At 52.1% G+C, this 9,398-nt stretch carries 7 protein-coding genes; all 7 read left to right on the plus strand.

Annotated elements, in window-relative coordinates:
- Window positions 1-154 precede the first annotated feature (154 nt).
- Complete coding sequence (locus BLS57_RS13320; protein ID WP_093743104.1) at window positions 155-1,729, plus strand: hypothetical protein; 1,575 nt, start codon at window positions 155-157, stop codon at window positions 1,727-1,729.
- Window positions 1,730-1,807: 78 nt separating this feature from the next.
- Window positions 1,808-2,035, plus strand: a complete 228-nt coding sequence (locus BLS57_RS13325) for a helix-turn-helix domain-containing protein (RefSeq protein ID WP_093743106.1) — start codon at window positions 1,808-1,810, stop codon at window positions 2,033-2,035.
- Between the two features lie 32 nt (window positions 2,036-2,067).
- On the plus strand, window positions 2,068-4,152 hold the full coding sequence (locus BLS57_RS13330) for a site-specific integrase (protein ID WP_093743109.1): 2,085 nt from the start codon (window positions 2,068-2,070) through the stop codon (window positions 4,150-4,152).
- 42 nt (window positions 4,153-4,194) lie between these two features.
- Window positions 4,195-5,520: a site-specific integrase gene (locus BLS57_RS13335; protein WP_093743111.1), complete on the plus strand. Its 1,326-nt coding sequence runs from the start codon at window positions 4,195-4,197 to the stop codon at window positions 5,518-5,520.
- 931 nt (window positions 5,521-6,451) lie between these two features.
- The gene (locus BLS57_RS13340) at window positions 6,452-7,900 is read left to right on the plus strand and encodes an SMODS domain-containing nucleotidyltransferase (RefSeq protein ID WP_093743113.1); all 1,449 of its coding nucleotides are present in this window, start codon (window positions 6,452-6,454) and stop codon (window positions 7,898-7,900) included.
- On the plus strand, window positions 7,900-8,838 hold the full coding sequence (locus BLS57_RS13345) for an S-4TM family putative pore-forming effector (protein WP_093743114.1): 939 nt from the start codon (window positions 7,900-7,902) through the stop codon (window positions 8,836-8,838). Before BLS57_RS13340 ends, BLS57_RS13345 begins: the two co-directional genes overlap by 1 nt.
- 287 nt (window positions 8,839-9,125) lie before the next feature.
- On the plus strand, window positions 9,126-9,398 hold a 273-nt coding region (locus BLS57_RS13350), incomplete at its 3' end, for a transposase (protein WP_139186642.1).

Consider the following 9,398-nt stretch of genomic DNA (forward strand, 5'->3'; position numbering starts at 1 on the left):
TCTATAGAAATACCAATTTAAGCAATGTGTTACAGGAAAGGTGTCGGTTCTCACGTATTGAAAGGGATATTCCGTCACTTCTTCTGTTGCCGTCGTTTCCGTAAAATCGGAAGTCGACCCACTTTCTCCTCAGTCACCAACTGAGGAGCCTCACATGACCAAGAAGATACGGAAACCAACTACGCCCGAACACGTCGTCCTGTCCGAAATGCGCGTTCGGAAAGGGAGGGGCAGTCGGCTGCTGACACAGGCGGAAATTAGGGAGCTGGTGCAGATGTTTGCGGCCAAGCTCCCCGAGCAGGACTTTGATGTTCTGGCGCTGGCTCCCGAAGGCAGTCTGCTCAAGATGGTCGCGCGTCACTTCCAAAAGACCGACATCTCCTACGCCCTACCGATCATGCATACCATTATGCTCGCTGCATCACGGCTGACCCAGTCTGGCGCCTATTTGGAGGTCCCGGGCATTGGTCGGATAATGGCCACACTATGGTCAATCTGTCTTGCGGAGTCAGGAAGCGCGAAAACCCTCGCATCGGACGAGATTACGAAGATTTTCTCTTACGGCGGTGCATCTCCTGTTAAAATGCTTCCAGATGCCGGTTCGGATGCGCAGTGGATACTCGAGATTGACGAGCACAACGGATCGTTCTGGTTCCAAGACGAGGTAGGTAAACGCGTCAATGCGATCCTCACCCAAAAGCACTGGGCCAGGCTAAAGCCGTGGATGCTTAACGCCTATTCCTATGAGGATATCAGCAACCGATTGAAGGGCGAGAAACTCAAGCTCACAGTCGAAAACCCGCACTTTACCTTCCTCGGCCTATCCGTGTTCTCGACATGGAAAAACGACATCGATGCGTCGAGCATGTTCGATGGTTTCTGCCAGCGGTTCAACTACATCATCGCAGATAAACGCACAGACACGAGTATGTACGATCATTTCCTGTATTTTACATACGAGGGAGTCGACGATTCCCGAACTCGCCTTAAGAACACTTGGGATGCACTCTGCCATCAACCAAATGCCTTCGGAGCTTATTCACTTGGCCCGGACGTGATCCCCTACCTTGAGAACTGGTGGAGCGAGCTTCGCAGTACGATCGGCAGAAGTGGCCTGCCAGATTCCTTCGTGCGCCGCATCGGTTTCTCGATCATGCGCTATCTGTTGGTTCTTCAGTTTCTTTTAGGTAAGTCTCGACATCCGATCGACCTTGAAACGACGATTTTGGCCACGAAATTTGCCGAGTTCCATATGCAATCGGCGCTCAGGATCATTCAAGATTACAACCAAGTCGGCACCGGACAAGTCCAGCGGATCGTAGAGATCCACGACGTGCTGAAAGTTCAGGATCAAGCACCAACGCCGCGGAATATTTCTCGGAAGCTGAGCAAGGCACAGCGGATCGATCTGCCGACGGCTCTTATTAGACAAATTGTTTCGGTTCTCGACAAGCTGGAAAGCCAGCAGAACCTCTTTGATATAAATGACGAGAGCAAGGTCAAGAGCGCGGCGATGGTCTATCGTCATGGCCAGATCATCGAGCGTCTCAAACTTAATGAACGCAAGCGCAATGAGCGGAGACTACGGGTTCTACGTGAAGCTCTTGATCGTGACCGATCGCAGCACCCCGTTGATCTGATGACCGATCACGATGATGCCGAGAACGTTGTGCTTTTGGGAGGACGTCGAGGAGACGACGAGACTGATCTATTTGACCTGACAGGCTGATTAAAAAATTTGGCCTTCCGCATTTTGGAGGGCCACCGCTTTTCCCTATGTCTTTTGAAACAAGGGAAAGTACGGAAAATGGCCAAGGTCCAATACTACACTATCAAGCAGGTCGCCGAAACATTCGGACGAGATCCTCACACAATCCGCGATTGGATCAACTATGGCTGCCCTACGCCAGATGGCAGGGTAAAACTGTCGGCGGCGAAGCTCGGAAAATCTTGGACGATCAAGGATGAATGGCTCTCGGCATTCGAAATGCGAGTCCGGCCTGACGCGGTGAGGCCGGATCTCGATCTCGATTGAGCCGGAACCCCAAGGGAGAGCAGGAGACAATCATGGCCGTCAGCCAAGAACTGAAAAATTACTTGAATGCCGAAGGTGAATCCATGCGGTCACTTTCTCTCCGGGCTGGTCTCGGGGAAAAGGCAGTTGCAGATATTGTTAAGAATGCGGGCTGTCGGCCAAGGCTCAGCACACTCATAAAACTTTCAGACGCAACAGGACTGGCGCTCACGAACTCTTACGCGCAAACCAAAAGTACCTTTTCGGATCTGATCCGAGAGGCGACAGAAGCAGGTAACTCAGGACTTGCGTCGAAACTGCGGTGGATATGCAAGAATGCCGACTGGGCGCCTCAAACTAAGGTGGTCTGCAAGCAAGACATCATAGATTTTTTTGCTGTCAATTCAGCGGGAAGATTCAATCTATCGTCGGGAAGCTATTCGACATATAAGTCTGTCATCCTCAAAGCGCTCAGTGGTGATAGGTCAAGTCAACGCAAGCGCGGTATTGCTGATATCGGGGGCGTATACCGGGAAATCCATGATCGTGTCTGCGACAGTGAGATTTCCTATTCACTTCGCCTCAAGGGAGGTTCGTTTTGGGTATACTTGGACGGCACAGGAATCGCGCCAGATCAGGTTTCGGATCAAACGATTGCCGACTACTTCAATCACCGCGTTGATGTCTCCGCCAGCGGCGTTGATGCCTGCGAGAAGCACGTCAAGGAAATAACTGACCTTGTTGGGAAGCTTGCCATTCATCCTGGGTTCGCTTCGTACGGATTCCAAACAGTAAACCATCCTTTTGCAGATGGCCGCGACAAGTTTGGCGTTGCGGATGGTGAGATATCTAAACTTCTTGGTGAATTTGATGAGCGGGTTGCACCTTGGGCGACAGGAGCGGCATCTCGAGATGGCAAGTGCAAGATAGATTTTCTCGCTGAATTGGATGCCAAAGAGACTTCGCTGGCCCCGAGAAAGGCTGAGCTCCGGCGCCGGCAGCAGGCAAAGAAAAGAAAGCCTGGCCAAGACAATAGGCCTGAGCGGGAGCAGAGGGATGATGTCCTGCGCGAGAACGGTTTTCTGACCGCAAATGAGATGTGGTCGCTTGAAACCCTCCGTTGCCGGCGCGGATATGTGGTGTCGCTTGCGAAGGCGTTGATGGCTTCCACCGACATGACCTTTCAATCCGTTGAAGAACTTACAGACCCCGATTTTCTGGACGCTGCGGCACAAGCCTTACAGGAGGCGACACGGGGTCAGTATGCCAGCGGCTACGTCGGATCTGTCCTCAAGGCCGTGCGAAAGCTGGCTGTCGGTTATGTCGCAAGGTCTCCCGTAGATGTCGAGAAGATTGATCGGCACATCGCTTTTTACAGCTGTCATCACAAAGGTATTGCCCCAAGAAACAAAGCCAAGTTGAAACAATTCACCGCCAAACGGATTCAGCAGACCATTGATCTTGCTGGCGTGGCACTCAGGGAGATCAACCGGAAAGTCGATCAACGTCGGAGGATGCACAGGGCCGAGCATGGCGTAATGCCCAAGCCACTCGATGTGTATGATGCGGAATTGGTTTGCGATGTGATGGCTGTGCTCGCGCATGAAATTTTGCTGTCGCGCGCACCGCGGAGCAGGAACGTGATCGAAGCGAAGCTCGATTGGCTTGTCGAACATGATGGGCGAATTAGGCTGATCATTCCAGCCGAGCAGGTCAAGGCGCGTAGCGCAGGCGACCCCAATCTCGTCGTGCCTCTCAGCGCAGGCACGAGCAAGCTAATGCGCAATTACCTCGACCATTTGCGTGAGAAGGCGCTGAACGATGGCGATGAGAGAAACCCATACCTCTTTCCATCGCAGAAGCGTGCAAACCGCATCCCGGGGCAGTTTTACACCAGCATCTTGGACCGTGTGACCAAACTTCTGAAAAGGCACGTTGATGTCTCGATACATCCGCATTTGTATCGTCACCTGATCGGCTGGATCTGGCTGAAAAAAAGCATCGATAACCTGCCGAAGGTGCAGAAGCTTCTCGGGCACGAGAGCATTCAAACGACGCTCGATTACTACGCGGAACTCGATGACGAACTTGTCTTCGATGAGTGGCAGAAAGTTATCAACGATGGGGAGGCGGCTTGATTCAAATGCCGTCTATCCATTCTTCAAAGGAAGGTCCTGAACATGAACACCCATCTTGACTATATCAGCCAGTTCCGCTCCGAAGCAGTTGATCTGGAGATCCCGACAAAAGAACAGCTCCGACATCATTTAAGGATGCGGATCGAGACCGTCGGCGAGACGGCCTTCCAAGAATACTACTACCTCCAAAAGCTTGCGGCAGAGCGCTGGAGCGCATCTGAAACCGTGCACTTTGCACATGTGTTGCGTGACGAAAGGGGATCGCATGGCGCAAAGGGTAGCACGCCATGGCACCGCGCCCGCAGGAGTATTTCCCGGTTGCCCGCTGACTGGCGTCCTGCGTTCGAGAGCGTTGCAGATGCTTCGGAGCACAAGGCAGACCGCCGAGCCCCAGTGATCTGGAGTGCGGCGCATTGCAAGGCCGTGGTGGACGCATTGGCGCGTTGGCTCATCTATTGTGAGGAATACGAGGTTCGGGACACCCCGTCCGCTGTCGGGTTGAATACCTACGCAAGCAAGCTGATAGCCGGTAAAATGGTGTCGTCCGCTACGACACTGCGATCCGCATCTGACTACATCGCGAGGATCTACTCCGGTTACGTCAACGTGCTGACCCCGGGCTTTACCTCTCAAGCATGCGAGTTCGTCCTGCGTGACTGGAGCGAGCGGGCGAAGGCAGTCGGACCTACTACAAAGACCGGCGCGCAGCTGGTAGGTGCCAAGGCGATCTACGATCTGGGTTTCGAACTGATGGCTTCGGCACGGACAGCGCCTGTCAGGGGCCTCAATGCGGCCACGATATACAGGAACGGCCTCATCCTGTCGTTCGGTATCGCACTGCCACAACGCGCAAGGGCGTTGTCTGCCTTGGCATTCGACCGGTCCTTGCACCTGCTGGACGAGCAACGCATCCAAGTACGCCTCTGCGCCGACGACCTCAAAATGCTGGAGCGGGACAGGAACGGCCAAGGTTTCGATTGGGCATTTCGCAACGCTCGGCTGCACGCCGCGCTTCACGAATACAAGCGGGACTTCCGGCCGATCTTCGACAACGGGAGCTGGCTCTTTCCGTCTCGAAAGATTGTAGGTGGGGCAATCGCTGAAAAACAGATCGGCAGTCTTGCTGGATCGATAACCGAGAAGGCCTTAAATGAGCGGATCACTATACACCGATTTCGTGACAACGTCAGCACGGACGCAAGCGAGTACATGGTTGCTGGGCCGAGAGCATCAGCGTCCCTGCTGGGACACAGAAATGAGGCAACGACGAGCCGACACTATGATCATGCAGAGGGGGTCATCGTGACGAAAGAGTTTGTTGAGGAAATCGAAGCACGAAAGACGGTTTCGGTTGAGCTATTGATCTGATCTCAAAGGTGTCTGAGGTTGAAAGCTATAAAACTACGGCACACTTCAAACGCCTATATATGCTCATGCTTCAACACATGCGGCGGAAGGGGGGGGGACATACACCGGTCGGGAGATCGCGTTTTCACTTCTGGTCTGTGCGACATCCCCGGAAAGGAGATATACCTTTTTCAGAAACAGTTGTCCGAGGGCATGCAATTTCTTTAGCTCGTGCTTCGATGCTCTGGCTGGCATTCGACCGTACTGAGAGGGACAGCGATCTCGAAGGTTGGTCTGACAATCAATTACGCAACTTGATGCTGAACAGTCGATAGCGCCTGCAACAAACACCAAACTCTTCCCGATCACCACACAACGGCTGATCAATATCAGACCTTGGTTGGAGTGTGGCGAGGACTGCCAAACGCGCAGCGATGTTTATACTTAAGTCCCAGGCTGCCTACTACTTCTCACCACCGAAATTTCCGTTATTTCCGCACGATGTTAAAAATGGGGGGTGATCACCCCCACGGGGTGATCGGTCTCCGTCTTAAACATTTTCCGTCGGTCGCCTTAACTTCCGCGAGCCACTTCGCTTTTTTGCGTAAGCACTTAAACAAGTCTGCAAGTGCCCCGATCCAGTGGCGCTATATGTCATATGGCGTTGGATGTGCGTGCAATCCATAAATAGAGCAGATCACGCCCGAACCAACAAAGACGCGTTGGGCGCGGGGCCGTGGCTGAAGAACTGGGGAAAAGTGCGAAGATAGGCATGCCGATCAGGAATAGGTTCGTGCAGCAGTTTGCGGCCAAGTGAATTTGTATATCCCGCTCGCAGAACTTCTGCGCTGTTGACTTAGTCTAAAGGCTGCGTCCATATTCTCAATCAAAATCAAATAGTAGCTTTCGGCTAAATTGGAATGGCTCAGAAGGGCTTAACGATGGGTTAATTGTGGAGCATAATTCATATTTCGAAGATTTCTTGAAGGACGTCGTTAACATCGATCAGGGCCGCCTGAACTCACTCGACACAAGCATTACTGCAATTCAGAATTACATCCTTAAGTCCAATTTTGGCGCAAAGGTTCGTTTCTTCCGAAGGCAGGGCTCACTTGCGCATGGAACTATCGTTCGCCCATTGAATGGACAAGAGTTTGATGCTGACGTCGTGATGATGGTTGCTGAGAATGCTGAATGGGAACCGAAAGACTATCTGCTGGATCTCCGTCGTGTGCTTTGGGCCAACTCGACATATAGAGGAAAAACGCGCCTCTCGGATGTCTGCGTCACACTTGACTATGCCGGCGACAAGAAGATCGATTTGATGCCGATGATTCAAGTTTCGGACAAAGACCACAAAATAAATATCTGCCACCACCGACACAACCATTTTATCCGCAGTGAGCCCTTAGAGTTTACGGAGTGGTTGGTTCAACGGAATAAACTTTCTGGAGGAAACTCCTTTCGGAAGATGAGCAGAATATTGAAGTATATTAGAAACCACAAAAAGAGCTTCACGTGCCCTTCAGTGCTGCTTACAGCCCTTATCGGCTATCGGATCACTGACAACGACCGGGGTACTGATGCCTTCTCCAGTGTTCCAAAAACCTTGGTGACAATCTTGGAGCGGTTGGATCGTTATTTGGCTCGTCACATTGATGTCCCTGAAGTCCTCAACCCCAGCCCAAGCATCGATTACGAAGATCTCGGCGAGCTTTGGACGATCGATCAGTTCAGAAACTTCAAGGATAAGATGCATCTTTACGCAAGCTGGGCCCGGGACGCCCTTTTGGAAGAAGATCATAACGCCAGCCTCGCAAAATGGCGGAAGCTTCTGGGGAACAATTTTGGCGCTGGGAAAGAGAAGACCGAAGCTGCCCGCAACGTTCTCGCGGTCAAACCCGAGGCCATTGCGCTCGCCAATGATGCTGGCCACTCTGATAGTCTGGTTGAAGCCGTCATGAGAAGTGGCGTCAGGATCTTAAATGCAACCTTCTACCGCCCACCTCATCTTCGACCACCAACATGGACCCCATCGCATGAAACTGCGTCATGCTATGTCTCGGCGACTTTCCATAGAAGTGGCAGAGGTAGTTCTGGTGTGAATGTCGATGACGGATCGGCCCTGCCAAGAGATGGTTGGCTTCGCTTTAAATGCACTACCTTCCAGCTACAATACGACAAGACTGAATACTTTGTGCAATGGCGGGTCACGAACACCGGGTTTGTCGCCAAGCTAAAAGGGCAAATGCGAGGCGAGTTTTATGATCAAGATGGACAATTCATTAAGTGGGAAAAACTTTCATATCGCGGAGTCCATTTCGTTGAAGCTTTCGTGATACGAAAGTATGATAATACGCTTGCCTGTAAAAGCGCTCCATACAACGTGGTGATCAAATAATGTGGCCGATAAACGAAATTCAAAATGCACCTTCTAATCTAAAATATTTGGCCGCTCGCAGAAGGACCTTTGAGGTTTGCAATATACTCATTGTTGTAAGTTTCCTCTTCGCGGTGGGGCTCTCTTGCGTTGCATTCTTTCTACCCAAGGGCAAATCGGAAGCGGCCGAAATATTGGCCATCGTGTCGCTGATATACACCGTCATCGAAGCGGGTTTCATACATCCCAAAATCGTCAAGACTTCGAGGCTGAATGCCGCACTGCAAGAGAAATTCGATTGCAGCCTTTTTGATATCGACCAAAACCCTCATTTCGCTCCCGATCTTAGCGAGGCAGGTATTGAGGCGGCTGCATTAGGTTTGAACGACAAGAAGTTGGCGAACCTGACGAACTGGTATGAAAACGATCTTGGAGCGATGACCAGACCTGTTGCGGCCTTTGTGGCGCAATATACGTCGACGGCATACGATCACGCTCTGCGGCGCTTCTACCTTAAAATTTTGTGGTTCCTGTTCACCGTAATGATGTTGTGCGGAATTGTATTTCTGGTTGGTCAAAACGAAAAGTTCAGGGACTCTATCGTGGTTTCTGTTGTGCCTTTCGTTCCCCTCTTGATTTGGTTCATCACGACAATCAGGTCAAACAGCGAGCTTGCATTTGATCAGGACCAAACCATGCAGCTAATGGATGATGCGTGGCTTCAGATTTGCAAAGGCGTGCTGAAGGAGGCCGCACTCAAAGAAGCCGTAAGGAACAGTCAAGATGCGCTTTACATGCGCCGTGTATGCGGAACCCTAATCTTTCCCGGAATCTACAACCTTAAGAGGTCGGCACTTGAAGGACGAGCCGCACGAACCGCCGGGACGTTTCGAAGAGAATATGAAGGTTCCAGTGCGGTTACCGAAGACGGACAGTCGATGGCGGCACTCCAAGGATAAAGCGTGTCAATCTTAATACTGTTCTAATTGAGCTGTCTTCTACTATTCGAATTTTGCTAACCGTAAGTCGGTGCAGAGCGTTGACGTAGCAATGGATGACCTGGCCCTCGGTCGTTTGTCTCAATCCAGCCATCGCGAAACAGCCTATGCGGCGTAATCCCGTACCTAATGTCAGGTGCCCAGTCAGTTGCCTCCATCAGCGGTAAGCGTTGGCCCGGGGTCACGTTGTAGGGTGTGATCCGGGCTGCGAGAACGAACCCATCTTATGATGGGGAGTGCGTTTCGCAATGTGCGCTACAAATTCGTTTCTCAGATCGCTTGGCGTTGAGATTTATGCGTCCGGCCACCGCCGTTGGTCGGATACCGCAAAGTCACAGGCGGTGGCGGACACGCTTGAGGTGGGTGCAACGGTGAACGCTGTCGCTGAGCGATATGGCATCCTTCCGAACCAGCTATCGGCGTGGCGTCGACTGGCCAAGCAAGGAAAGCTGTTGCTACCGGCGCCGGAGGCCGCTGAGCCGCTCTTCGCTCCACTGGTGGTTTCTGCTGGGCCGGAAGAG

Origin of the sequence: Sulfitobacter delicatus (assembly GCF_900102535.1) — a bacterium.
In the GTDB taxonomy this organism is placed as follows: Bacteria; Pseudomonadota; Alphaproteobacteria; order Rhodobacterales; family Rhodobacteraceae; genus Sulfitobacter; species Sulfitobacter delicatus.